The 23,694-nt window shown below is 64.7% G+C and carries 23 protein-coding genes; 13 read left to right on the top strand and 10 right to left on the bottom strand.

From position 1 onward, the window contains the following. Nucleotides 1–19 precede the first annotated feature (19 nt). The 4 genes from P8R33_RS13330 to P8R33_RS13315 form a co-directional block, all read right to left on the bottom strand. Nucleotides 20–760, bottom strand: a complete 741-nt coding sequence (locus P8R33_RS13330; RefSeq protein ID WP_278329455.1) for a DUF1013 domain-containing protein — start codon at nt 758–760, stop codon at nt 20–22. Nucleotides 761–865: 105 nt separating this feature from the next. After that, nucleotides 866–1,852, bottom strand: a complete 987-nt coding sequence (locus P8R33_RS13325) for a glycosyltransferase family 4 protein (protein ID WP_278329568.1) — start codon at nt 1,850–1,852, stop codon at nt 866–868. Nucleotides 1,853–1,953: 101 nt separating this feature from the next. Beyond that, nucleotides 1,954–2,853, bottom strand: coding sequence for a UDP-2,3-diacylglucosamine diphosphatase (locus tag P8R33_RS13320; RefSeq protein WP_278329454.1), 900 nt, complete (start codon nt 2,851–2,853; stop codon nt 1,954–1,956). 101 nt (nt 2,854–2,954) lie between these two features. Beyond that, complete coding sequence (locus P8R33_RS13315; protein WP_446532521.1) at nt 2,955–3,932, bottom strand: NAD(P)H-quinone oxidoreductase; 978 nt, start codon at nt 3,930–3,932, stop codon at nt 2,955–2,957. Nucleotides 3,933–4,093: 161 nt separating this feature from the next. Here P8R33_RS13315 and P8R33_RS13310 point away from each other — a divergent pair, with 161 nt between their 5' ends. The 6 genes from P8R33_RS13310 to P8R33_RS13285 all read left to right on the top strand — a co-directional run bounded on the left by P8R33_RS13310 (nt 4,094) and on the right by P8R33_RS13285 (nt 12,040). Continuing rightward, complete coding sequence (locus P8R33_RS13310; protein ID WP_278329452.1) at nt 4,094–4,294, top strand: DUF1192 domain-containing protein; 201 nt, start codon at nt 4,094–4,096, stop codon at nt 4,292–4,294. 142 nt (nt 4,295–4,436) lie between these two features. Then, nucleotides 4,437–6,818 carry an ATP-dependent Clp protease ATP-binding subunit ClpA gene (gene clpA, locus P8R33_RS13305; RefSeq protein WP_278329451.1) on the top strand — a complete coding sequence of 794 codons (2,382 nt, stop codon included), beginning with the start codon at nt 4,437–4,439 and terminating at the stop codon, nt 6,816–6,818. A gap of 128 nt (nt 6,819–6,946) precedes the next feature. Further along, nucleotides 6,947–7,861: an ABC transporter ATP-binding protein gene (locus P8R33_RS13300; protein WP_278329450.1), complete on the top strand. Its 915-nt coding sequence runs from the start codon at nt 6,947–6,949 to the stop codon at nt 7,859–7,861. After that, complete coding sequence (locus tag P8R33_RS13295; protein ID WP_278329449.1) at nt 7,861–9,357, top strand: ABC transporter permease; 1,497 nt, start codon at nt 7,861–7,863, stop codon at nt 9,355–9,357. The genes P8R33_RS13300 and P8R33_RS13295 overlap by 1 nt, the downstream gene beginning before the upstream one ends. A gap of 43 nt (nt 9,358–9,400) precedes the next feature. Then, a complete protein-coding gene (locus tag P8R33_RS13290; protein WP_278329448.1) occupies nt 9,401–10,432 on the top strand; it encodes a ligase-associated DNA damage response exonuclease in 1,032 nt (343 codons plus the stop codon). Nucleotides 10,433–10,435: 3 nt separating this feature from the next. After that, nucleotides 10,436–12,040, top strand: a complete 1,605-nt coding sequence (locus P8R33_RS13285) for a cisplatin damage response ATP-dependent DNA ligase (protein ID WP_278329447.1) — start codon at nt 10,436–10,438, stop codon at nt 12,038–12,040. A 75-nt stretch (nt 12,041–12,115) separates the two neighbouring features. Here P8R33_RS13285 and P8R33_RS13280 read toward each other — a convergent pair whose 3' ends face one another. From P8R33_RS13280 to P8R33_RS13260, 5 genes are read right to left on the bottom strand one after another with little or no spacing between them, the layout of a single operon-like run. After that, complete coding sequence (locus P8R33_RS13280; protein WP_446532520.1) at nt 12,116–12,682, bottom strand: gamma carbonic anhydrase family protein; 567 nt, start codon at nt 12,680–12,682, stop codon at nt 12,116–12,118. A gap of 2 nt (nt 12,683–12,684) precedes the next feature. Further along, the gene (locus tag P8R33_RS13275) at nt 12,685–13,227 is read right to left on the bottom strand and encodes a GNAT family N-acetyltransferase (protein ID WP_278329444.1); all 543 of its coding nucleotides are present in this window, start codon (nt 13,225–13,227) and stop codon (nt 12,685–12,687) included. Then, nucleotides 13,220–13,798 (bottom strand): GNAT family N-acetyltransferase, encoded by a 579-nt coding sequence (locus tag P8R33_RS13270; protein WP_278329443.1) that lies wholly within the window; start codon nt 13,796–13,798, stop codon nt 13,220–13,222. The genes P8R33_RS13275 and P8R33_RS13270 overlap by 8 nt, the downstream gene beginning before the upstream one ends. Next, the gene (hemB, locus tag P8R33_RS13265; protein WP_278329442.1) at nt 13,791–14,789 is read right to left on the bottom strand and encodes a porphobilinogen synthase; all 999 of its coding nucleotides are present in this window, start codon (nt 14,787–14,789) and stop codon (nt 13,791–13,793) included. Before hemB ends, P8R33_RS13270 begins: the two co-directional genes overlap by 8 nt. A 46-nt stretch (nt 14,790–14,835) precedes the next feature. Then, nucleotides 14,836–16,446 carry a M23 family metallopeptidase gene (locus tag P8R33_RS13260; protein WP_278329441.1) on the bottom strand — a complete coding sequence of 537 codons (1,611 nt, stop codon included), beginning with the start codon at nt 16,444–16,446 and terminating at the stop codon, nt 14,836–14,838. Nucleotides 16,447–16,572: 126 nt separating this feature from the next. Between P8R33_RS13260 and P8R33_RS13255 the strand changes: the two genes are divergently transcribed. The 7 genes from P8R33_RS13255 (at nt 16,573) to P8R33_RS13225 (ending at nt 22,742) form a co-directional block, all read left to right on the top strand. Further along, complete coding sequence (locus P8R33_RS13255) at nt 16,573–19,146, top strand: helicase-related protein (RefSeq protein ID WP_446532519.1); 2,574 nt, start codon at nt 16,573–16,575, stop codon at nt 19,144–19,146. A 20-nt stretch (nt 19,147–19,166) separates the two neighbouring features. Next, entirely contained in the window at nt 19,167–19,424 is a 258-nt protein-coding gene (locus P8R33_RS13250; RefSeq protein ID WP_278329440.1) for an RNA-binding S4 domain-containing protein, read from the top strand. Nucleotides 19,425–19,478: 54 nt separating this feature from the next. Next, complete coding sequence (gene fdxA / locus P8R33_RS13245) at nt 19,479–19,817, top strand: ferredoxin FdxA (protein WP_278329439.1); 339 nt, start codon at nt 19,479–19,481, stop codon at nt 19,815–19,817. 9 nt (nt 19,818–19,826) lie between these two features. Next, nucleotides 19,827–20,618, top strand: coding sequence for a YihY/virulence factor BrkB family protein (locus P8R33_RS13240; protein ID WP_278329438.1), 792 nt, complete (start codon nt 19,827–19,829; stop codon nt 20,616–20,618). Between the two features lie 213 nt (nt 20,619–20,831). Continuing rightward, nucleotides 20,832–21,365, top strand: a complete 534-nt coding sequence (locus tag P8R33_RS13235; protein ID WP_050601467.1) for a CarD family transcriptional regulator — start codon at nt 20,832–20,834, stop codon at nt 21,363–21,365. A 137-nt stretch (nt 21,366–21,502) separates the two neighbouring features. Further along, nucleotides 21,503–22,357 carry a head GIN domain-containing protein gene (locus P8R33_RS13230; RefSeq protein WP_278329437.1) on the top strand — a complete coding sequence of 285 codons (855 nt, stop codon included), beginning with the start codon at nt 21,503–21,505 and terminating at the stop codon, nt 22,355–22,357. A gap of 55 nt (nt 22,358–22,412) precedes the next feature. Then, nucleotides 22,413–22,742, top strand: coding sequence for a hypothetical protein (locus P8R33_RS13225; protein ID WP_278329435.1), 330 nt, complete (start codon nt 22,413–22,415; stop codon nt 22,740–22,742). On the opposite strand, the gene P8R33_RS13220 is transcribed toward P8R33_RS13225, so the two are convergent. Beyond that, nucleotides 22,739–23,665 (bottom strand): L-threonylcarbamoyladenylate synthase, encoded by a 927-nt coding sequence (locus tag P8R33_RS13220; protein ID WP_278329434.1) that lies wholly within the window; start codon nt 23,663–23,665, stop codon nt 22,739–22,741. The two genes, P8R33_RS13225 and P8R33_RS13220, sit on opposite strands and share 4 nt — an antisense overlap. Nucleotides 23,666–23,694 lie beyond the last annotated feature (29 nt).

Below are 23,694 nucleotides of genomic sequence, written 5' to 3'. Positions count from 1 at the left end.
GGCGCTGCCCGCGCTGTTGTCAGGCGTCTTCGCCGGATGCGGCAGGTGCTTCTCCGGCCTCTTCCGCAGCGCGCTTGGCCCGCAGCCACTCTTCGGCTTCGGCTTCCTGCGCGGCTTCGGCCGCGGCCTTTTCATTCGCGTCGCGTTCGGCGCGCAGTTCCTCAATCAGGCGCTCGCGATCGCTGGTGCCGCTAACGGGCGCTTCGACTGCCGTTTCCTCGCCTTCTTCCTTGGCGACCTTCTTGGCGGCCTTTGCGACGACGGCGTCGAGTTCGCGCTGCGAGCACAGGCCCAGCGTCACCGGATCCTTGGGCTGGATGTTCTGGATGTTCCAATGGCTGCGATCGCGGATCGCGCCGATCGTGTTGCGCGTCGTGCCGATCAGCTTGCCGATCTGCGCGTCGGAGATTTCCGGGTGGTTGCGCAGGATCCAGGCGATACCGTCGGGTTTGTCCTGCCGCTTCGACACGGGGGTGTAGCGCGGCCCCTTTGTACGGCTGACGGCGACCGGCGCGCGCTGCATGACGAGCGAATATTCGCTGTCCTTCTCGCCCTTGGCGATCTCGTCCTGCGTCAGCTCGCCGGCATGGACCGGATCGCGGCCGGTGTATTTGCTACCCGCCAGGTCGTCCGCCATGGCCTGCACTTCGAGAATATGGAGACCGCAGAATTCGGCGATCTGTTCGAAGGACAAGCCGGTGTTGTCGACCAGCCAGGTGGCGGTCGCATGCGGCATCAGCGGTTTGGGTTGGTCGGCCATATCTATGCCCTTTTCGCGGGGTCTGAAAATAGAGAGGCCGCCCCTCGCGGGACGGCCGGTATGCTTTCGATGTAGGCGAGCGGACCGGATTCGGCAAGCGAATCCCTAGGCTGAGGGCAGCGCGCCTTCCGCGACAGGCGCAAGGCCGGAGAGGAATTGCGCGGTGGCAGCCTCCCAGCTGAAGGTCGCGCCATAAGCGGCGCAAGCCTTTCGGTCGCAAAATAGTGCTGCGGCCATAGCCCGGTCCAGCTCGTCAGACAGCGCGCCGACATCGTCGGTCACGATGTCGCGCGGCCCAGCCACGGGGTAAGCCGCGACGGGTGTCCCGCAAGCCAGCGCCTCGATCATGACGAGGCCGAATGTGTCGGTACGGCTTGGGAAAACGAAAACGTCCGCTCCGGCGTAGCATCCGGCAAGCTCTCGGCCCGATTTTCGCCCCAGGAACACAGTATCGGGAAACTTTGTACGAAGCTCGTCGATTTGCGGCCCATCACCGACGACAACTTTACTGCCGGGATACTGCCCCGACAGGAACGCCTCGATGTTCTTCTCCACCGCGACGCGCCCTACATAAAGCTGGATCGGTCGTGGCAGTTCTGTGAATTCAGGCGGCGGCGGTGCATCGGGTGTAAAACAGCCGAGGTCGACCCCGCGGCTCCAGTGATGCAAGCGCCCCAATTTATGCTCGCGCAACTCGCCGCGAATACTCTCGGTAGCGACGAAGACCCGGCTCGCCGGACGGTGGAACCAGGTAATGTAGCGCCAGAACCATCCCGCCGGCAGATGCGTGCGCCGCGCGACGTAATCCGGAAACTGCGTGTGGTAAGCAGTGGTGAACTCCACTCCGGCGCGGGCGCAATAGCGCCGTGCCGTCATGCCGAGGGGGCCTTCGGTGGCGATATGGATCGCTTCCGGCGAAAACTCTTGCAGCAAACTCGCGACCTTCCCCGGTGGAGCGAGAGCCAGGCGGATTTCGGGATAGGTGGGGCAGGGAAGGCTTGCGAACAGGTCGGGCGAGATCACCAGCACCTCGTGACCCTGCTCGCGCAAAAGGTCGCAGGTCGTGGTCAAGGTGCGGACCACGCCGTTCATCTGCGGCAGCCAGGCATCGGTGACGATGGCGATCCGGCGTGGCAAGCTTGGCGCAGGCGCCAAGCGCGCCCGCTCGCCAAGCGCATCGAGCGGCAATGCCGTCACGCCGCCTCCGGCTCTGCTTGCGGCTCGACAGCAGTCTCTGGAATGTCGCGCCGCGCGACTTCGTCGGCCCAGTCGAGGATTTCCATCCGCCCGTCGTGATATTCGACCAGCGCATTGCAACCTTCGACCCAGTCGCCATCGTTCCAGTACTCGACAGGACTGCCGTTGTGCAGAAACACACGCGATTCCGCCGTGTGGATATGGCCGCAGACCACGCCGTCCACCCCGCGCTCCCCGGCAGCACGAGCGACGACTTCCTCATATTTGCCGATGAATTCGACCGCGTTCTTGACCTTGTGCTTGGCCGCCTTGGAAATCGACCAGTAGGGCAGGCCGAGCCGCTTGCGGACATTCGCCACCCAGCCGTTCAGCTTCATCATCACGTGATAGGCAGCGTCACCGACAAAGGCGAGCCAGCGGTGGGCCAGCATGACCGCGTCGAACTCGTCGCCGTGCAGCACCATCAGGCGCCGCCCGTCTGCCGTATTGTGGAAGGCTGCGCGCCGAATTTCGACGCCGCCGAAATTCATGCCGCAGAATGGGCGCACCATCTCGTCGTGATTGCCCGGGATGTAGACGATCCGCGTTCCGCGTTTCGCCCGCTTCAGAATACGCCAGACGATGTCGTTGTGCTCGGCCGGCCAGTAGAACTTCTTCTTCAGCCGCCAGCCGTCGATGATGTCGCCGACGAGGTACATGGTGTCGCTGTCGGTATGGTCCAGGAAGTCGATCAGCAGCTCGTGATTGCAACCCTTGGTGCCGAGGTGGACATCGCTGATCCAGATGGTGCGGAAGCGCCGCCGCTCGCCCTTGGTGACTTCAGGCACGGCCGGTTTGATCGAGGGAAAATTCGCGACGTTGTGGAAGGCTTCGAACCCGCTCGGCAGATCGGTCATGATCGGACTCCCCGCTGCATGATCGGGAAAGCCTTGCCGCAGGAATGTTACGCGCGTCGCACAGCGCGGTTACGGAACCGAGACTTTGCGACGGTTCGGAGTCAGTCCCCTCCGACCGCGAGGACGATCTTGCCGATGTGGTCGCCGCCCTCCATCCGCGCATGCGCCGCGCCCGCTTCGGCGAGCGGGAAGGTCTGGTCCATGACCGGTCGGATTGTGCCGTCTTCGAACAGCGGCCAGGCGTGGTTGTAGATTTCGTCGGCGAGCAGCGCCTTGAACTCGTCCGAGCGGGGCCGCAGCGTGGAGCCGGTCAGCACCAGCCGCTTGCGCATCACGGTGGCCATGTTGATCTCGGCCTTGAGCCCGCCGAGCACGGCGATCGTCACGTGCCGGCCATCCTCGGCGAGGCAGTCGATATTACGCGCAACGTACTCGCCCGACACCATGTCGAGCACCACGTCCACGCCCTTGCCATCGGTGAACGTCTTCGCCTTCTCGACGAAATCCTCGTCCTTGTAGTTGATCGCCAGATCCGCGCCGAGGTCGCGTGCCGCCTGGCATTTTTCCTCGCTACCCGCCGTGGTGATGACCGTCATCTCGAAGGCCTTGGCGAGCATGATCGCCATGGTGCCGATACCCGACGTGCCGCCGTGCACCAGCAGGGTTTCGCCGTCGCGCGCGAACCCGCGCTCGAACACATTGTGCCAGACGGTGAACAGCGTTTCGGGAATCGCCGCCGCGACGTCCATCTCCATGCCGGCCGGCACGGCGAGGCAGTGCGCGGAATTTGCAAGGCAATATTCGGCATAGCCCCCGCCGGAGACCAGCGCGCAAACCTTGCGATCGAGCATTTCGGGCGGCGTGCCGTCACCGAGGGCGACGACCGTGCCCGACACCTCCAGCCCCGGGATCGGCGAAGCGCCGGGCGGCGGCGGATAGAAGCCCTGCCGCTGGATGACATCGGGCCGGTTGACGCCCGCGTGGCTGACCTTGATCAGGACCTGGTTCTCGCCCGGTTGCGGCACCGGCAGTGTCTCCGGCCGCAGGACATCCGGACCGCCCGGATCGTCGAAACCCATCGCCGTCATCGTCTCGGGTAGATCGTCAGTCACGCAATTCCCCTGTGTGCCCGCCCCTGGTCCGGTCGCGGTGCGGCGCTGCAACGCCTCATCGCATTTGAGGGGGCATTACCCAAGCGCCCCGTTGACAGCAACCGGAGAGAGGGGAACACTGGCAGGCAATGGAAGACGAGGATCGTCCCCGCCCTAAAGGCGACGCCGCGAGCAAGCTCGCTGCGGAAGACCTCGGCCCCTATTCGCAGGACGAACTCGCCGATCGGATTGCCATGCTCCAGGCCGAGATTGCCCGGGTGGAAAGCCACCGTTCCAAAGCTGCCGCACATCGCGATGCTGCCGAGGCCCTGTTCGGGCGGAAAGAATAGCGCGGTGGTCGGGGCGGAGCAGCAGGGGCTGAAAAATCCGGACCCCGTTCCCATATCTTCGGCACATACAGCTTTGGGCAAGTTTCCTGGCCTAGGCTGCTTCCATCTCGCCCCCTGCGAGTCCCACGAAAGAGACATCTGAATGCCAAGCTTTGCAGCAAACCTCGAGAAAACCCTCCACGCAGCGCTCAGCGACGCGGGCGAGCGGCGGCACGAATACGCCACGCTCGAACACTTGCTGCTTGCCTTGATCGAAGACGACGATGCGGCGCAGGTCATGAATGCCTGCGGCGTGGACCTCGGCGAGCTCGGTGCGGTGGTGAAGCAGTATCTCGAGCAGGAATACCAGGCGCTGCAATCGGACGAAAGCGCCGATCCGCAGCCCACCGCCGGATTCCAGCGGGTGATCCAGCGTGCGATCCTGCATGTCCAGTCTTCCGGCAAGGACACCGTAACCGGCGCGAACGTGCTGGTCGCGCTGTTCTCCGAACGCGATTCTTATGCGGTGTACTTCCTGCAGCAGCAGGACATGAGCCGCCTTGATGCGGTGAGCTTCATCAGCCACGGCATCGGCAAGGGCGGCAAGCAGATCGAAAGCCGCCCGGCCGAAGGGGCTGAAAGTGCCGAAACGCAGGGCGATGAAAAGGCCGACGGCAAAAACGCCAAGAAGGAAACCGCGCTCGACCAGTTCACGGTCGATCTCAACAAGAAGGCCGAGGATGGGCGGATCGATCCGCTGATCGGCCGCGGGCCCGAAGTCGACCGCACGGTCCAGATCCTGTGCCGCCGGAGCAAGAACAACCCGCTCTATGTCGGCGATCCGGGCGTCGGGAAAACGGCTATTGCCGAAGGCCTGGCGCGCAAGATCGTCGAGGGCGACGTGCCCGAAGTGCTGCAGGACGCGGTGATCTATTCGCTCGACATGGGCGCGCTGCTGGCGGGCACCCGCTATCGCGGCGATTTCGAGGAGCGCCTGAAGCAGGTGGTCAACGAACTCGAAGGCATGCCCGAGGCGATCCTGTTCATCGACGAAATCCACACGGTGATCGGTGCGGGCGCAACCAGCGGCGGGGCGATGGATGCGTCCAACCTGCTGAAGCCGGCCCTCTCCAGCGGCGCGATCCGCTGCATCGGCTCGACCACCTACAAGGAATTTCGCAACCATTTCGAAAAGGATCGCGCGCTGCTGCGCCGGTTCCAGAAGATCGATGTGAACGAGCCGACGATCGAGGACACGATCAAGATCCTCAAGGGGCTCAAGAGCGCGTTCCAGGATCATCACAAGGTGACTTACACCCAGGATGCGCTGAAAACGGCGGTCGAGCTGTCGGCGCGCTACATCAACGACCGCAAGCTGCCCGACAAGGCGATCGATGTGATCGACGAGGTCGGGGCGATGCAGATGCTGGTGCCGCCGAGCCGCCGCAAGAAGAAGATCACCGCGCGCGAGATCGAGGCGGTCATCGCAACGATGGCGCGTATCCCGCCCAAATCGGTGAGCAAGGACGACAAGAAGGCGCTCGAAAACCTCGAACGCGATCTGAAGCATGTCGTCTTCGGGCAGGATTCGGCGGTCAATCGCCTGTCGACCGCGATGAAGCTCAGCCGCGCGGGCCTGCGCGATCCGGACAAGCCGATCGGCAGCTTCCTGTTCAGCGGCCCGACCGGCGTCGGCAAGACCGAAGTCGCGCGCCAGCTCGCCAGCATCATGGGCATCGAGCTCAAGCGCTTCGACATGTCCGAATATATGGAACGTCACAGCGTCAGCCGCCTGATCGGCGCGCCTCCGGGCTATGTCGGTTACGATCAGGGCGGTCTGCTGACCGATGCGATCGACCAGAACCCGCACTGCATCCTGCTGCTGGACGAGATCGAGAAGGCGCATCCAGACCTGTTCAACATCCTGCTGCAGGTAATGGATAACGGCCGCCTGACCGACCACCACGGCAAGACGGTCGATTTCCGCAATGTCGTGCTGATCATGACCACCAATGCCGGGGCAGCCGACATGGCGCGCCAGGGCATTGGGTTCGGCGATGTTTCGAAGGAAGATGCCAGCGAAGAAGCGGTGAAGCGCATGTTCACGCCGGAATTCCGCAACCGGCTCGATGCGATCGTGCCGTTCGGCTATCTCGGCAAGGACACCGTCGCCCGCGTGGTCGACAAGTTCATCCTCCAGCTCGAACTGCAGCTGGCCGAGCAGAACGTCGATATCCAGTTCGACAAGGATGCCCGCGCCTGGCTGGCGGACAAGGGTTACGACCGCCTCTATGGCGCGCGCCCGATGGGCCGCCTGATCCAGGAAAAGATCAAGCAGCCGTTGGCGGAGGAATTGCTGTTCGGCAAGCTCGCCGATGGCGGCGAGGTGTCGGTAACGATGAAGGATGGCAAGCCCTCCTTCGAGCTCACCCCCGCCCCGCCCAAGGCGAAGGCCAAGCCGAAGAAGAAGGCGGCGGCGAAGAAAAAGCCTGCGGACAAGAAACCCGAAGCGGGCACCAGCGAGAGCACCGACGAGAGCAAGTAAGCACTCGCCCTGAACGAACCATTGAGGGGTCGGCGTTTGTCGGCCCCTTTTTGCCGTCTGCCCGATAAATGCTTGAGGCTTTGGCGTCGCTCCCATACCGCTCGAAAGCGATATAGGGGGATTGCACAGTGTCGGTTCTAAGGGTCGAGAACCTTACCAAGCGCTTCGGCGATGTTTTGGCGGTGGACGATCTGTCCTTCGCCGTGCAGCCGGGCGAAATCTTCGGATTTCTCGGCGGTAACGGCGCGGGTAAGACGACTACGCTGCGCATGGTGCTCGACATCATCCGGCCGACCTCGGGCCGGATCGAGGTGCTCGGCGCAGCGCCGGACAAGCGCAAGTCCGATGCGATCGGCTTTCTGCCCGAGGAACGCGGGCTCTATTCCCACATGAAGGCGATCGAGACGATCGTCTATTTCGGTCGGCTCAAGCATATGGATCCGGCGGACGCCCATGCGCACGGGATGGAATTGCTCGAACGCTTCGATCTTGCCGACCGGGCGAAGAGCCAGATCGGCGACATGTCGAAGGGCATGGCGCAAAAGGTCCAGCTTGCCTGTTCGCTGGTCAACCGGCCCGAACTGCTGATGCTGGACGAGCCGTTCTCGGGCCTCGACCCGGTCAACCAGGGCTTGCTCGAAGACGAGATCCTGCGCGCATCGCAGCGCGGGGCAGCGGTGATCTTCTCCACCCACGTGATGCAGCACGCCGAACGTTTGTGCGACCGGCTGTTGCTTCTGAAGAAGGGCGCGAAGCGGTTCGAAGGCACGCTGGAGGAAGCGCGAGACACGCTGCCGGCGCGGATCACCGCCTTGGCGCATCCCGCGATTGCCTCGGTAGACGGGGTGGCAAGCGCAGAACCTGTCGAGGATGCGGGCGACGGATTTCATCGTTACGATGTCCGGCTTACCCCCGGCACGAACTCCGAAGCCGTGCTCGAAGCCTGCACTGCCAAAGGGATTTCCCTGCGCCGGTTCGAGGAGCAGCGCGCATCGCTGCACGAGGTATTCGTCAGCATGGTCGGCGAAGGGGAGGTCCAGTGATGAACCGGAATGTTCTGCTCGTAGCGGCGCGCGAGTTCCGCCAGATCGCCGCCATGAAAAGCTTCTGGCTGACGCTTCTGCTCGTGCCGGTCGCGCTGGCTATCGGTCCGCTTTTGGGAAGTTCGCTGGACGAGGAGGAGGCGACGCGCGTCGTCGTGCTCGACCGCGCCGGAGGATCGGCCGCGATCGCGCTGGAACAGCGCTTCGGGTTCGAGGAAGAGCGTTCCGTCCTGCGCTCGCTCTCGCGCTACGTGCGGCGTCACGGCCTCGAGAATGCAGATCCCGACGCTCCTTGGGCCCAGCACGACCGCTGGTACACCGATGCCGATGTGCTGGCCTTTCGCCAGTCCGGCGGCGTGGAAGGAGCGGTGGCGCAGATCGACGAAGTTCGGCCCGACGGCACGCCGGAATTCGATATTCCCGAGCCCGAATACAGCTTTGCGCCTGCCCCTGCCGCTTTGGCGTCGGCCCAGGCCGAGGAGTTGCAGAGCCGCGTCGATGCGCTGCTCGATGGCGGCGAAGATGTGCCCGAAGGCGAAGCGGCCGATTACGTCCTGCTGGTTGGCGAAGGCTATCCGGCCGATCCCACCATTCGCCTATGGTCCAAAGACCAGCCACGCTCGAGCTTCGTATCCCAGGTGCAGGAAGTGCTGACAGCGGATTTGCGCCAGCGCCTGCTGACCGACCAGGGCATCCCCGCATCGCAAGCCGCCGCTATCCAGGGCGCGGCGCCCGCCATTGCGGTCACGACGCCGCCACCTGGCGGCGGGGCGCGCGAGGCGCTGCTGATCCGCTCGATCGTGCCGCTCGCGCTGTCCTATATCCTGATGCTCAGCCTGATGCTGTCGGGCAGCTGGATGTTGCAGGGCTCGGTCGAGGAACGTTCGAACAAACTGCTCGAATCACTGCTCGCCTGCATCCGGCCGGAGGAACTGATGCAGGGCAAACTGCTGGGCGCGCTGGCTGTCGGCTTCTCGATGATCGGCGTCTGGGTCGGCTGCGCGATCGTCGTCGCCTTCTTCACGCAAGGCGAGATCGCCGACATGATCCGCCCGGCGCTGGAGCCGGTGTCTTCGCCCACCGCCATCATCGCGATGATCTATTTCTTCGTGATGGGCTATATCGCGGTATCGATCATCTTCGTGGCAATCGGCGCGATGGCCGATTCGATGAGCGAGGCGCAGGGGTATCTGATGCCGGTGCTGCTCGGCATCCTGCTGCCGATCACCTTCCTGCTGTCCTCGCTCGTGGCCGGCAAGGACGGGCTGCTGGTCCAGATCCTCACTTGGGTGCCGCTGTGGACCCCTTTCGCAGTGCTTGCGCGGCTCGGCATGGGCATTGAGTGGTGGGAGATGATCGGATCGGGCATCCTGCTCGCAGGCTTCGTGGCGCTGGAAGTGGTTTTCCTCGGCCGCCTGTTCCGCGCCAGCCTGCTCGCGACCGGTCAGAAGCCGGGTTTCAAGCAGCTGATGGAGCGCTTCAAGGCGCCTGCGTAACGCTGCGGCGGGAACGGTTGGCGCTTTGCCCGCTTGAGTCGGGGTGAGCGCGCCCTTCTCCTGGATCAAGCCGGAACCGCACGGCATCTATATCCCACCAGCCGATTGCTGGGTCGATCCGTCCAGGGCCGTGGGCAAGGCATTGGTCACGCACGGCCATGCCGACCATGCGCGCGGCGGGCATGGCGAGACTGTTGCCACGCCTGAAACGCTCGCGATCATGGAGCTGCGCTATCGCACCGGGGCCGAGGACGATGCAGGCGAAACTCCGCACAAGGCCGTGCCGGTCGAATATGGCGAGACGATCCGACTGACGGGCGGTGTCGACGCTACCTACATCCCAGCAGGCCATGTGCTCGGCAGCGCGCAGATCCTGCTGGAGCACGCGGGCGAACGTGTGATCGTGACCGGCGACTACAAACGACGCGAGGACCCCACCTGCCCGCCGTTCGAAGTCACGCCCTGCGATATCTTCATCACCGAAGCGACATTCGGCCTGCCGCTCTTCACTCATCCGCCGATCGAGGACGAGATGGCCAAACTTCTCGACCGCCTCGCCGCGCATCCCGATCGCTGCGTGCTCGTGGGGGCTTATGCACTCGGCAAGGCCCAGCGCGTGATTGCCGAGCTGCGCCGCGCGGGCCATCGCGACCCGATCTACCTCCATGGCGCGATGGAGAAGATGTGCCGCCTCTATGAGGAACACGGCGTCGATCTCGGCGAGCTTCGCCTGGTGGCCGATTATTCCAAGGACGACATGCGCGGCGCGATCGTCGTCTGCCCGCCCTCCGCGCTGAACGATCGTTGGAGCCGCCGCCTGCCCGATCCGATCACCGCCATGGCCAGCGGCTGGATGCGCGTCCGCCAGCGCGCCCGGCAGCGCAACGTCGAATTGCCGCTGGTCATTTCCGACCATGCCGACTGGGGCGAGCTGACGCGCACGATCAAGGAGGTCGACGCGCAGGAGAACTGGATCACCCACGGGCGCGAGGATGCACTGCTGCGCTGGTGCCAGCTTCACCAGCGCCGCGCCCGGGCTCTGGCGCTGGTCGGCTATGACGACGAGGACGATTGAGGCGTGGACGAGTTCGCCGCTCTCATCGACGCGCTGGTCTATACGCGCAGCCGCAACGAAAAGTTGCGCCTGATCGCCGAATATCTGCGCGCCACACCCGATCCAGACCGCGGCTGGGCGTTGGCGGCATTGTCGGACGGGCTCGATTTTCCGGCGGTGAAAAGCTCGACGATCCGCAATCTGATGAAGGACCGCATCGATCCGGTGCTTTGGTCGCTCAGCCGTGATTTCGTCGGCGATACGGCGGAGACGGCCAGCCTGCTCTGGCCCCAAAAGCAAATGGCGCCCGATCAGCCGCCCTCGCCGCCATCGGTCAGCGAAACGGTCGAGCTGCTCGAAGCGATGAATCGCAAGAGCGCGGTCACCGAATTGCCGAAACTGCTCGACCGGCTCGATCCCTCGGGTCGCTACGCGCTGCTGAAGCTCGCCACCGGGGGCATGCGAATCGGCGTCTCCAGTCGCCTTGCGAAGACAGCCTTCGCGCAGGCGTTCGAGGTGTCGGTCGACGAGGTCGAGGAATATTGGCATGGCCTCGCCCCGCCCTATCCGGAGCTGTTCGCCTGGGCGGCCGAGGGCGAAGACCCGCCGGATATCGACAATTTGCCGACCTTCCGCCCCTTCATGCTCGCCCACCCGCTGGAAGAGACGGTGGTCGATCTCAGCGATTACGCGGCCGAATGGAAATGGGACGGCATCCGCGTGCAGCTGGTGCGTGCGGGAGATGAGACGCGCGTGTATTCGCGATCCGGCGACGATATTTCGGCGACGTTCCCCGAACTGCTCGACATGTTGCCTTTCCCGGCGGTGCTCGACGGCGAGCTGTTGGTGCGCGGCATAGTGCAAGGAGGGGAGGAAGGCGGCGCGGCCAGTTTCAATGCCCTGCAGCAGCGGCTCGGGCGCAAGACCGTCAGCAAGAAGATGCTGAAGGAAGCTCCGGCTTTCGTTCGGCTGTACGATGCGCTGCTGGTCGAAGGGGAAGACCTGCGCCCCTGTCCATGGACGAAGCGCCGCGCCCGGCTCGAAGCGCTGATGGAGCGCTTGCCCGATAGCCATTTCGACATCAGTCGCATCGTCGAGGCGAAGGATTTCGAGCACCTTGCCGCGATCCGCGAGGGCAGCCGCGACGATGCGATCGAAGGGCTGATGCTGAAGCGCAAGGACAGCCCCTATATCGCCGGGCGGCGCGTGGGATATTGGTACAAATGGAAGCGCGACCCGCTGCTGGTCGATTGCGTGCTGATGTATGCCCAGCGCGGCAGCGGCAAACGCTCGAGCTTCTATTCGGACTACACCTTCGGCTGCTGGGACGGTGACCCCGATGCGGGCGCGGACCTGCTCCCGGTGGGCAAGGCCTATTCGGGCTTCACCGACGAGGAGCTGAAGAAGCTCGACCGCCATGTCCGCCGCAACACCGTCAATCGCTTCGGCCCGGTCCGCGAAACCGACAAGAGCCTGGTGTTCGAAGTCGCCTTCGACAGCGTGCATGAGAGCAAGCGTCACAAAAGCGGCCTCGCCATGCGATTCCCGCGCATCCACCGCATCCGCTGGGACAAGCCACCGCATGAGGCGGATCGGGTGGAGGCGCTGAGGGCGCTGGTGCGGGATTAGGTTTGGTTTTTTAAGGTGCGCCTTCGACATCCGTCGAAGGCTTGCACCCAGACCAAAAAAGTCGCGCCGCGCGACTTAGCCCAAGTCCGCTTCTCCGATCGCCTTGCCATGCGCCTTGGCGTTCTCCGCATAATGCGCCACGCCCATGCGCATCCCGGCGATGGCTGCATCGTCGAGGTCGCGCATCTTGCGCGCCGGGCGGCCGCCCCACAGCTCGCGCGCGCCCATCACCTTGCCCTCGGTGAGCATGGCGCCGGCCGCGAGCATTGCGTCGCTACCTATGACCGCCTTGTTCATCGCAATCGCGCCGAGGCCGACGAAACCTCGGTCCTCTATGATGCAGCCGTGAACCATTGCCATGTGCCCGACCAGCACGTCGTCGCCGATGATCAGCGGCGAGCCGTCGGGGTCGCCGGGTCGCTCCGGGTCGCAGTGACAGACGCTGCCGTCCTGGATGTTGGAGCGTTCGCCGATCACGATGCGGCTGACATCGGCGCGCAGCACGCAATTGTACCAGACCGAGCTGTCGGCCCCGATCTCGACATTGCCGACGATGGTGCAACCGGGCGCGATGAACGCGCTGTCGTGGATTTTCGGCGTGTGGCCGTGGATCGGGATGATGGTCACTCCGGGGCGATGAATACTCAAGCCGCGCTCTCCCATTGATTTGCGGTCAGCGAATACTGGATCAGCGGGCCGTGCTCGGCTTCGAAGTCCAGATCATCACGCCGCATCATGCCGAGTTTTTCCATCAGCTTCCAGCTTGCCGTATTGTCCGGAGCGGTGATGGCGACGACATGCGGTGCGTGGACGCGGGTGAAGGCCCAGTCGATCACCGCGCGCATGGCCTCGCTCGCATAGCCCCTACCCCACCGATCCTCGCGGATTTTCCAGCCGATCTCGTGGTCCCCGATATTCGGCGCGGCCGGATCGTCGACGCGCTTGATGCCGCAATAGCCGACCATCTCGCCGCTCGCCTTCTCGATCACGAACAGAAAGCTGAAACCTTCGCGCGCATACATCGCCATGGCCTTGGCGTGCCGCTGCTCGATCTCGGCAGGCTCCATCATGCCGCCGATGAATTTCATGATCGTCGGAGAGTTGAGCAGGCGGGCGTGGTCCGCTTCGTCACCCTCATTCACAGTGCGCAGGATAAGGCGCTCGGTTTCGGCGACGATATCAGCCATCGCGCGCCTGCCAGGTGTCGCGGTCGATGGAGTACACGATAGTCGGATTTAGCTCAGGCCCCCAGCGTGGATCGGTGAAGTCCAGATCTTCGCGGCGCGTCATGCCGAGACGCAGCATCAGACCCCAGCTTGCCGCATTGCCGGCTACGGTCAGGGCGACGATCTCTTCCCCTCCGAAGCGCCCGAAGCCGAGATCGAGCGAAGCGAGAGCAGCCTCCTTTGCGTAACCATGGCCCCAGGCGTCTTCACGCAAGCGCCAGCCGACCTCCATCATGCCGAAGACGGACTCGTTCTCGACATTGGAGCGCTTCAGTCCGCAAAAACCGAGCATCTCGCCGGACAGGTGCCCGCCATCGGCCTTGCGTTCGCAGACCCAGAAGGTGTGCCCGTGATCGCGGCGATAGCCCTCGAGCCGCTCTTGCGCGCCGGCCTGCGTGGCCTCATCCGCCACACCGCCCAGCCAGCGCATGACATTGGGGGTGTTGCAAAGCTCCCAGAACCGGGGCCAGTCCTCCTCGCGCCAGTCGCGCAGGACCAGCCGTTCGGTTTCGTGCCTGAAAGCGTCAGCCATTGAGGATACGCGCGGCGAACGGCGCGTGATAGGTCAGCACGCCCGAGCAGCCGGCGCGCTTGAAGGCGAGCAGCTTCTCCATCAGCAGCGCCTCGCGGTCCGCTACGCCCGCCGCAGCCCCCGCCTCGATCAGCGCATATTCGCCGCTCACCTGATAAGCGAAGACCGGCACGTGGAACTGCTCCTTCGCGCGCCAGATCACGTCGAGATAGGAGAGACCCGGCTTCACCATCACGCTGTCTGCACCCTCGGCGATATCCATCGCGATCTCGCGCATCGCCTCGTCGCCGTTTGCGGGATCCATCTGGTAGCTTTTCTTGTCGCCTTTCAGCAGTCCGCCAGACCCCACGGCGTCACGGAATGGCCCGTAGAAGACCGAGGCGTATTTAGCCGCATAGGCCATGATCTGGATATTGTGGTGCCCGCCCATTTCCAGCGCCATCCGGATCGCCCGCACGCGGCCGTCCATCATGTCCGACGGGGCGATGATGTCCGCTCCAGCCTCTGCCTGGTTGACCGCCTGATCGACGAGTACCGCAACTGTATCGTCGTTCACGACATAGCCGCTCTCGTCGAGCAGCCCGTCCTGCCCGTGGCTGGTATAGGGATCGAGCGCGACGTCGGTCAGGATGCCGATGTCGCTGCCACAGGCATCGCGCACCGCCTTGGTCGCGCGGCACATGAGATTGTCGGGATTATAAGCCTCGGCCCCGTCATCGCTGCGCTTGTCGGGTTGCGTATTCGGGAACAGCGCGATGCACGGAATGCCCAGCTCGACCGCTTCCTTCGCACGCTGCGCAATCCCGTCCACCGACCAGCGCGACACGCCGGGCAGGCGCGCAATCGGCTCCTCGACGCCGGAGCCATCGGTCACGAACAGCGGCCAGATGAGGTCCGCCGAAGTCATCACCGTCTCGCGGTGCATCCGCCGGCTCCAGGCGTGGGCACGCGTTCGGCGCAGGCGGGTGTTCGGATATCTAGCGTTGGTCATGGAACGCAGATGCCGCAAGCCACGGCGCGGCGCAATCGTCAGCCGGTCAGCGCAGCGTTTCTTTGCGCTCGACCTTGTCGATCTCGCGTTGCGGGGTTTCCGCCGCCGTTTCGCTCGCAGTCGGTGCGAGTTCGGCCAGCGCGGCACCGGCTTCGACCTGGCGCAGCTTCTCCAGCGCACCTTGAAAGCGAGCGAGTTCCGCACCGCTTAGCTGGGCGCGGGTCACATATTTGACCGAAGCCGGGTCGATAGAGCGCCCGCCGCGATACATCTCGTAATGCAAGTGGGGCCCGGTCGAGAGGCCGGTAGAGCCGACATAGCCGATCACCTGCCCGCGCCGCACGCGCTGGCCGCGGTCCACCGCCATGCGGCTCATGTGACAATAGCGTGTGTCGATCCCGCCATCGTGGCGTAGCTTTACGGCATTGCCACATCCGCCTGCACGCCCGGCCGAGAGAACGCGGCCATCGGTGACCGCGACGATCGGCGTGCCGTGGCGTGCCTTGTAGTCCAGACCTGCGTGCATCCGTTTGTAGCCGAGAATCGGGTGGCGGCGCATGCCGTAGCGCGAACTCATCCGGCCCGGCACAGGGGCCATCAACCCACCGCGCTGTTCGCCGACGCCGGAGGCTTCGTAAAACTCGCCATCCGTGCCCCAGCGCATCAGCTGCACTCGCGGTTTGTCGCCCCGCTCGACACCGGCATACAGCAGCTGCCCGGCCTGGCGCTCGCCCGTGGCCGCACGGCGATGCGCAATGATGAAATCGAACGTATCGGTGGAGCGGATCTCGCGATCGAGGTTTACGTGCTGGCCCAGCGTTTTGAGATAGGCTTGCACGGCGCTGGCGGGCGCTCCGGCAGCGCGGGCGGAGCGGTAGAGGCTGTCGCCGACGACGCCACGAATGCGCAGCGGCGTGTCGTCGACGCGGATCGGCTTGCGCACGAGCGTCAGCGGACCGCCCTCGTCCAGCCGTCCGACGGACAGTTCCAGATCGAAGCGGGCGCGGAAAGCGAGCTCTTCCAGCGGGCGCGGTTCGCCGGTGCCGTTCCTGCGGCCCAGCACGATGTCGATTCGCGTACCGGGTTCGATCTCGCCCAGCGGCATGGCCCTGCCGACCATGTCGGTGACCAGCTGCGTATCCTCGCGACCGAGGCCGGCGCGGCGCAACATCCGTTCGAAATCGTCGCCGCGCGAGAGGGTCGCGACAAGTTCGATGCGCGGGCGCTCGGGCGCTTGCGCCAGCGGTTCGACCAGCGAGGTCGCACCCATGCGGCGGCCGCTGTCGGCCCCCAGCGCCAACGGCAGGATCATCTGGCTGCGGTATTCGGAGCGGACGGCATCGTCGACATGCGCTGGCGGCGCGGCCTCCAGCGGCGCGAAGCTCGGCCAGAAGGCCAGCGCAGCGGCGGAGAGCCCGACGAAGGTGCCAAGACCGCGGAACCAGCGGCGGCTGCCGATCTCGCTACCGAGGTCCGGCGCAAAATCGACCGACGCGATCCGCGCGGAGAGCTGATCGCGCAGCGTGGCGAGAAAAAAGCCGGTAGACTGCGTGTCAGACAATATCTGATCGTGCGCGAGCGCAGCAGCGCCCGCACCGGCGCTCGCCGATGCGGTGTGCAGATCGCTTTGCTCGCTGTCCCCATGGGACCTATACACGCGTGACCCTCCGTCCATGGTCGATCCGTGCGTGAGCGATCGACCCGACCCTTGCGGGACCTTTGCCCGCTTTCCCTGCCAAAACAAAGTAAACGCAGACTTAAACTGCGCCGACCCGAGTCCGGTATGCGACGAGTCGACGTCTCGATCGCCCGACGGTTGCGAGCACGGCGCGAGCCTGCCACTGAAGACCGCGTGCAGGATAGCGCGATCAAGGCGGTCCTCGGGCCCACCAACACCGGCAAGACGCACCTCGCCATCGAGCGTATGTGCGGCCATTCCAGCGGATGCATGGGCTTCCCGCTGCGTTTGCTGGCGCGCGAGGTCTACGACCGGGTGCGGGCAATCAAGGGCGATGCGAATGTCGCGCTGATTACCGGCGAGGAACGGATAGAGCCGCCGAACGCGCGCTACATGTGCTGCACGGTCGAGGCGATGCCGCGCGACGGCGCAGGCGCGGCCTTCGTCGGGCTGGACGAGGTGCAGCTGGCCGCCGATCGCGAGCGGGGGCATATTTTCACCGACCGGCTGCTCAACACACGCGGTCGCGAAGAGACGATGCTGCTGGGCAGCGCGACGGTTGAGCCGCTGGTGCGCGAACTCGTGCCGGACGCGGAGGTCTCCGACCGGCCGCGCTTTTCCACATTGACGCATATCGGTCCGCGCAAGCTCTCCCGCCTGCCGCCGCGCAGCGCCATCGTCGCCTTCAGTGCGGAGCAGGTCTACACGGTGGCCGAGATGCTGCGCCGTTTCCGCGGCGGTGCCGCCGTCGTCATGGGCGCGCTGAGCCCGGAGACGCGCAACAAGCAGGTCGAGCTGTTCCAGAACGGCGAGGTCGATTACATCGTCGCCACCGATGCCATCGGTATGGGGCTCAATCTCGATGTGACGCATGTCGCCTTCGCGGGCCTCTCCAAGTTCGACGGGCAGCGAATGCGGCGGCTCCTTCCGGCGGAGATGGCCCAGATTGCAGGGCGCGCAGGACGCCATCAGCGCGACGGGACTTTCGGCACGCTGGGCGGGCAGAACCGTGGTAGTGCAACCCCCGAGTTCACCGAGGAAGAGGTATACGCGGTCGAGGAGCATCGCTTCGCGCCGCTGACACATCTGTTCTGGCGCGAGCCCGAGCCGCGTTTCGATTCGCTCGGAACGCTGATCGCAGATCTCGAAGCCTCGCCGAACGATCCCGTCCTGCGCCTGGCGCCGGAAGCGATCGATCTCGCGACTCTCAAACGCCTGGCCGAAGAGCCGCTCGGCCAGACGATCCGAGGGCCGGGGAACGTCCGCCGCTTCTGGGAGGCCTGTTCGCTGCCCGACTTCCGCCAGCGGGGGCCGGATGTCCACGCCCGCTTCGTCGCGCGGCTGTGGCAGGATTTGCGCGAAGGCTATCTCGGGGCCGACTATGTCGCCGCGCGGATCAGCGAACTCGACAATATGTCCGGCGACATCGATACGCTGCAGGGGCGCATCGCCGCGATTCGCAGCTGGGCCTATATCTGCCAGCGGCCCGACTGGGTGCTGGCGCGTGACGAAATGGCGTCGCGCGCGCGGGCAGTCGAAGCCAAGCTGTCGGACGCATTGCACGCGCGGCTTACGGAAAGATTCGTCAATCGGAGGACGGCAATACTCATGAAATCGCTGGGCGAAAATCCCGACCTGTTACCGATCGAGCTCGCCGACGATGGCGCGGTAAGCGTGGAAGGCGAGCCGATGGGCACCATCCAAGGGCTGCGCTTCACGGTGGATCCCTCGGCCCGGCACGAAGACCGCCGCATGTTGCTCGCCGCGGCCGAGAAAGCGCTCCCTCGCCTGCTGGGAGAGAAGGCAGAGGCGCTGGCGGCGTCGGGCCTGGAAGAGCTCGAAATCGCGCGCGGCGAACTGCGCTGGAACGGCCAGCCGCTGGCGAGGCTCAAACAGCGCGACGGCACCGCGACGCCGTTGCTGCAACCCACGCCCGAGGTGAAGGCCTTGCCGGAAGGGCCACGCACCAAATTGCTCGCAGCGCTCGAGGCATGGCTAGCTGCGAAGCTGGAACCCCTCGCTCCGCTCGAAAAGATGCACCACGCTTCCGCCAATCCGGAGGCGGGATCGCAAGCGCGCGCACTGCTCCTCAATCTCATCGCGGGCCATGGCTACACCAGCCGCGAGAAAGCGGGGATCGAGCATCTGCCGAAGGAGATGCGGCCCTTCCTGCGCAAGATCGGCGTGACTTTCGGCGCGCTGGACATCTTCTCGCCGCTCCTGCTCAAGCCTGCCCCCCGTCAGCTGCTGCATGCGCTGGGTGTGGATCGTCGTCCGCTGCAGGAGGCGATGTTGCCGGTCATCCCGGGCGGCAAGAAGCTGCCGTCCGGCTATCGCCCTGCCGGCGACCAGGCGATCCGCATCGATCTGGCGGAGAAGATCCTTCGCGCGGCGCACGAAACCCGCGCCAAGGCACAAGCCAAGGATCGCAGGCGCAAGTTCGTCCTCGACCTGGCGCTGCCGGTCTCGATCGGACTGGAAGAGAACAACGCCATTCGCTTGTTAGGTGTCGCAGGCTTCCGGGTTCAACGCGCCAAACCGCTTGCCGAAGGGCAGTTCGGCCCACCGCGCCCCGACCGCTGGGAGTGGCGCCCATCGCGCCGCAAGCAGCAGCGCGCCGCTCCTGCCAAACCGCGCGAGGGCAGTGCTTTCGCCGGCCTCGCCGACCTCCTCAGCTGACATGACGGCATGAGCGCCGAATGAGGATCGACCGGCTGCTCTGCACCCTGCGCTTTGCCCGCACGCGCAGCGCGGCACAGAAGCTGGTCGATCAGGGCTATATCCGCCGCAACGGCGAGCGGGTATTGCGCGGCTCACTCGATATTCGGGTTGGCGACGTCCTCACGATCCCGCTGGGCAATCAGGTGCGGCTGGTCGAAGTACTGGAGCTGCCCGAGCGCCGCGGCCCGCCGCGCGAAGCGCAAGCCTGCTATCGGGAGCTTGACCCGAACGGATGATCGGCCCTAGCAGCACCGAACCAGGTAAACACTTCGCGAAGGATCACCGACCCAATGACCTATGTCGTCACCGACGCCTGCATCAAATGCAAATATACCGACTGCGTCGAAGTGTGCCCGGTCGACTGTTTCTACGAGGGCGAGAACATGCTCGTCATCAATCCCAGCGAATGCATCGACTGCGGCGTGTGCGAGCCGGAATGCCCGGCCGAGGCGATCCTGCCCGATACCGAGGACAATCTCGAAAAGTGGCTCGAGCTCAACACGAAGTTCTCCGCCGAATGGCCGAACATCACGCAGAGCAAGGAGCCGCCTGCCGACGCCGACGAGCACAAGGACGAGGAAGACAAGTACGAGAAGTACTTCTCCGCCGAGCCCGGCGAGGGCGATTGATCCGATCCATTGCTTGACCGTTTGAAATCCGCCTGGGCCGCGGGGAGCGAGAACAATATCTCGCTCGTCGCAGCCGGGATCGCGCATTACGCGCTGCTGGCGCTCGTTCCGGCACTGGGTGCGGTCGTGCTGGGCTATGGGTTGTTCGCCGACCCCGCGACGGTTTCGCAGCACATCACGACATTGGCCGACGTGCTGCCGCCGAGCGCCGCGACTCTGATCGGCGACCAGCTGGAGCAGATCTCCGAAGGGTCGGGCGGCGCCAAAGGTTTCGGTTTACTCATCGCCCTTGTTCTGGCCCTCATAGGAGCACGCGGCGCCGCCAATGCACTCCTGACCGGCCTCAATATCGCTTTCGAAGTGAGCGAACCGCGCAGCTTCCTGAGAAGCAATCTGGTTGCGCTGGCGATCACCCTGGCCGGCGTCGCCGGTGTCGTCGCCCTGGCTGCCCTCATTGCTGCAAGTGCCGCGCTTTCCGGACCGTCGGCCTCGATCATCGGGCTGGTCTTGCTGGCGATCTCCGCCGTAGCCGGGTCGATGCTGCTCTATCACTACGCACCGGCGGGGCCGCGAGCGGGCTGGTCGGCAGCGCTGCGCGGAGCCGTGATCTTCGCCATACTCTGGATCGTCGCCACCGGGGCATTCGCGTTCTACGCCTCGAACTTCGCCGATTACAATGCGACCTACGGCTCGCTCGGTGCGGTCGTGGCGCTGATTACCTGGTTCTGGGTCAGCGGATTCGCGCTGCTTTTCGGTGCTGAAATCGTCGCTGTCACAACCAAGGCTGACGCAGACGGATAAGCGCTTCGTTACAACGACTCGCAATATCCGCCCTTTCATGCTATATAATGCAACAACTGTACCGGTTTGCTCCCGGTCAGGTGTGAAAGAAGAAAGGGCAGGCCACCCGCAACGCGATATTCGGTACCGCCCCGCAACCCGGTCAGGGTCGCGGCAAAGGCACTGTCGACGTTGTCCCCCACCCCGGCTGCGCCCCACGAAAGGATGGATTGCATGGCAAGCAAGGCTGATGCCTTCGACGTTGGCGATTACGTTGTCTACCCCAAGCACGGTGTCGGCCGTGTGATCGAACTGCAGAGCGAGGAAATCGCCGGCATGCAGCTCGATCTGTATGTTCTGCGCTTCGAGAAAGAACGCATGACGCTGCGCGTTCCGGTGAACAAGGTCGAATCGATCGGCATGCGCAAGCTGTCGAGCGACAAGACGCTCAAGGAAGCGATGGAAACCCTCAAGGGCAAGCCCAAGGTGAAGCGCACCATGTGGTCCCGCCGCGCCCAGGAATACGAAGCCAAGATCAATTCGGGCGAAATCGTCCTGATCGCCGAGGTTACCCGCGACCTTTTCCGCCCGGACGACCAGCCGGAGCAGAGCTATTCGGAGCGCCAGATCTTCGAAGCGGCGTCCAGCCGGCTCGCGCGCGAACTCGCCGCGATGGAAAAGACCGACGAGCCCACCGCGCTCGAGAAAATCCTCGACGTCCTGCGTGAACACGCGCCGCAATATTACGAGAACACCGAAGACGCCTGATCGACAGGCAGTCCTCGTGGCTCGATCAAGGGGTCGCTCCGCAGGGGGCGGCCCCTTTTCTTCGGGTTGAAGATAACGCCACGCTGTATTATATCGGCAATACGGACTGCCCGGGGGTTAGCAGGAGGATTTGCTCGATGACGGTACAGACTTTTTTCAAACGGCTCGCACCGGTGGCGGCGCTGGCAGGCGCGGCCTTGGTGGCGGGATGCGACGGGATGAACATCCAGTTCGGCGATACCGAAGGCGTGCCGTTGGCTGAGCTCGACATGAGCGGTGCGGCCCCGACGGAGCTGGTGCTCGCCGGCTCGGACGAGGTAATCGTGACCCGCGGCGACAGTTTCGACATCGACGTGTCGGGCGATGATTCTGCCGTCGATGCCCTGCGGTTCGCGCTCAGCGACGAATCGCTCGCCGTGCACCGCGAGAAGGATAGCTGGAGCGACAAGGGCAAGGCCACGGTTCGCGTCACCCTGCCCGGATTGACGAGCCTGGTGCTGGCTGGATCCGGCGATATTCGTGCCGACCGTATGGACGGGCGTGCAGACGTAACGGTCGCGGGGTCGGGCAGCGTCGCGATCGATGAGGTGGATGCGGGGCGCTTCGAAGTGACGATCGCCGGATCGGGCGACCTCGAGGCAAGCGGCCGGGCGGAACGACTGGAGCTGACCATTGCCGGATCGGGCGATGCGCGCCTAGGCGGCCTGCAGGTCGATCGGGCGGATGTCTCGGTCGTGGGGTCAGGCGATGCGGAATTCAGCTCGGACGGCAAGGTCGACGCGTCGATTGCCGGATCGGGCGATATCACCGTAAACGGCAGCGCCGATTGCGAAGTCAGTTCGATGGGCTCCGGCTCGCTGAACTGCCGCAACGCCGCGCCGCACAGCGAGCGGTCGACGCGCGATGCGAGCGAGGCACCGGAGGCGCCGCGTCCTCCAGAGGCCCCCGAAAGCCCCGAGGCTCCCGAGGCGCCTGAGGCGCCAGACGCCTGAGTTCATCGACGGTTACGGCAAAACCCGCTAGGCGGCGCAGCGAAAGGAATTTTCCATGCGTCGCCTGGCCCTCATTGCCCTCCTGCCTGCCTGCGTGCTGGTCCAAGGCTGCCTCGCCAAAACCGCTTACGATGTCGTAACGGCCCCGGTGAAGGTCGTCAGCAAGGGCGTCGATCTCGCCACGACCAGCCAGTCCGAGGCAGACGAGAATCGCGGTCGCGAAATCCGCAAGCGCGAAGAACGGCTCGCGCAACTGGAGCGCGACTATAACCGGCAGATGGACGATTGCACCGACGGCAGCCGCCGCGCTTGCAACGAAGCACGCGACACCTATGCCGAGATGCAGCAGATCATTCCGACGATTCCGGTCGAACCGGAGCGCTAATCCGGCGGGGTAGCGGCGCGGCGCAACCGATCATTGATGGCAATGCCGATGCCCTCGTCCGGGATGGGCGCGACAGCGATACGCGGCTTCTCCGAGCGAGCGCCTTCGTGCAGGCAGGCATAGAGGCGCGAGGCGGCTTCGGTAAGACTGCCACTAGCGGAGAGGGTGCAGTCTCCGGTTATCGCTCCGAATCCGATCATAAAGTCGTCTGGCGCGACTTCCATCGCGTTGAGGCGCACCGGCTTGCCGGGAGCGTAGTGGCTAGCGAGCTGACCGGGTGCCTCGATATTCCCGTCGCTGGATAAAGCCCCAATCTCGATTGGACCGGGCCGTAGGACGTCGAGCCGGCCATCATCACGCACAGCGACAATCGTCGATTCCACACCTGCTTCGCATGGCCCGCCGTCGAGGACCGCGTCGATCCTCCCGTCCAACGATGCGAGAACATGCGCGGTTGTTGTCGGGCTGATGAACCCGCTTCGATTGGCCGACGGCGCAGCGAGCGGAAAGTCGCCCTGTGCAAGCACTGCTCGCATAACTGGATGCGCCGGACACCGCAGGGCCACGGTCGCCAATCCCGCCAACACGGCACCGCTGAGCGCCGCCTTGCCCCGACGGGGAAGGACTAAGGTGAGCGGGCCGGGCCAGTGCTCCGCGGCTAGCTGGCTGGCTTCTTCGCCGAATTCTGCCAGTTCCCGCGCCTGCTCCACATCCCGCACATGCACGATCAGCGGATTGAAGCTCGGTCGCCCCTTCGCCTCGTAAATTCGCGCCACCGCCTCGTCGCTATCGGCGCGCGCTGCCAGGCCGTAGACCGTCTCGGTCGGCACGGCGACGAGCCCGCCATCGCGCAGGATCTGCGCCGCGTGCGCGATTCCTGCCGCATCTGCCAGTATCGTTTCCGTAACGTATTTGCCGACCATGCCCGCGCGCTATATCTGGGCGTCAGGAA

This window comes from Qipengyuania flavescens (assembly GCF_029688735.1).
Taxonomy (GTDB): domain Bacteria; phylum Pseudomonadota; class Alphaproteobacteria; order Sphingomonadales; family Sphingomonadaceae; genus Qipengyuania.
The sequence above is the reverse complement of the archived record's forward strand: the minus strand, read 5'-3'. Positions and strand labels throughout refer to the sequence as shown.

Coding starts and splice junctions, on each gene's coding strand:
- P8R33_RS13320 (WP_278329454.1), bottom strand. CDS start 2,853: ATGACCGATCTGCCGAGCGGGTTCGAAGCCTTCCACAACGTCGCGAAT.
- P8R33_RS13270 (WP_278329443.1), bottom strand. CDS start 13,798: ATGGCTGACGCTTTCAGGCACGAAACCGAACGGCTGGTCCTGCGCGAC.
- fdxA (WP_278329439.1), top strand. CDS start 19,479: ATGACCTATGTCGTCACCGACGCCTGCATCAAATGCAAATATACCGAC.
- P8R33_RS13220 (WP_278329434.1), bottom strand. CDS start 23,665: ATGGTCGGCAAATACGTTACGGAAACGATACTGGCAGATGCGGCAGGA.
- P8R33_RS13315 (WP_446532521.1), bottom strand. CDS start 3,932: ATGGGTTTCGACGATCCGGGCGGTCCGGATGTCCTGCGGCCGGAGACA.
- P8R33_RS13235 (WP_050601467.1), top strand. CDS start 20,832: ATGGCAAGCAAGGCTGATGCCTTCGACGTTGGCGATTACGTTGTCTAC.
- P8R33_RS13255 (WP_446532519.1), top strand. CDS start 16,573: ATGCGACGAGTCGACGTCTCGATCGCCCGACGGTTGCGAGCACGGCGC.
- P8R33_RS13325 (WP_278329568.1), bottom strand. CDS start 1,852: ATGAACGGCGTGGTCCGCACCTTGACCACGACCTGCGACCTTTTGCGC.
- clpA (WP_278329451.1), top strand. CDS start 4,437: ATGCCAAGCTTTGCAGCAAACCTCGAGAAAACCCTCCACGCAGCGCTC.
- P8R33_RS13230 (WP_278329437.1), top strand. CDS start 21,503: ATGACGGTACAGACTTTTTTCAAACGGCTCGCACCGGTGGCGGCGCTG.
- P8R33_RS13225 (WP_278329435.1), top strand. CDS start 22,413: ATGCGTCGCCTGGCCCTCATTGCCCTCCTGCCTGCCTGCGTGCTGGTC.
- P8R33_RS13310 (WP_278329452.1), top strand. CDS start 4,094: ATGGAAGACGAGGATCGTCCCCGCCCTAAAGGCGACGCCGCGAGCAAG.
- P8R33_RS13275 (WP_278329444.1), bottom strand. CDS start 13,227: ATGGCTGATATCGTCGCCGAAACCGAGCGCCTTATCCTGCGCACTGTG.
- P8R33_RS13330 (WP_278329455.1), bottom strand. CDS start 760: ATGGCCGACCAACCCAAACCGCTGATGCCGCATGCGACCGCCACCTGG.
- hemB (WP_278329442.1), bottom strand. CDS start 14,789: ATGACCAACGCTAGATATCCGAACACCCGCCTGCGCCGAACGCGTGCC.
- P8R33_RS13250 (WP_278329440.1), top strand. CDS start 19,167: ATGAGGATCGACCGGCTGCTCTGCACCCTGCGCTTTGCCCGCACGCGC.
- P8R33_RS13295 (WP_278329449.1), top strand. CDS start 7,861: ATGAACCGGAATGTTCTGCTCGTAGCGGCGCGCGAGTTCCGCCAGATC.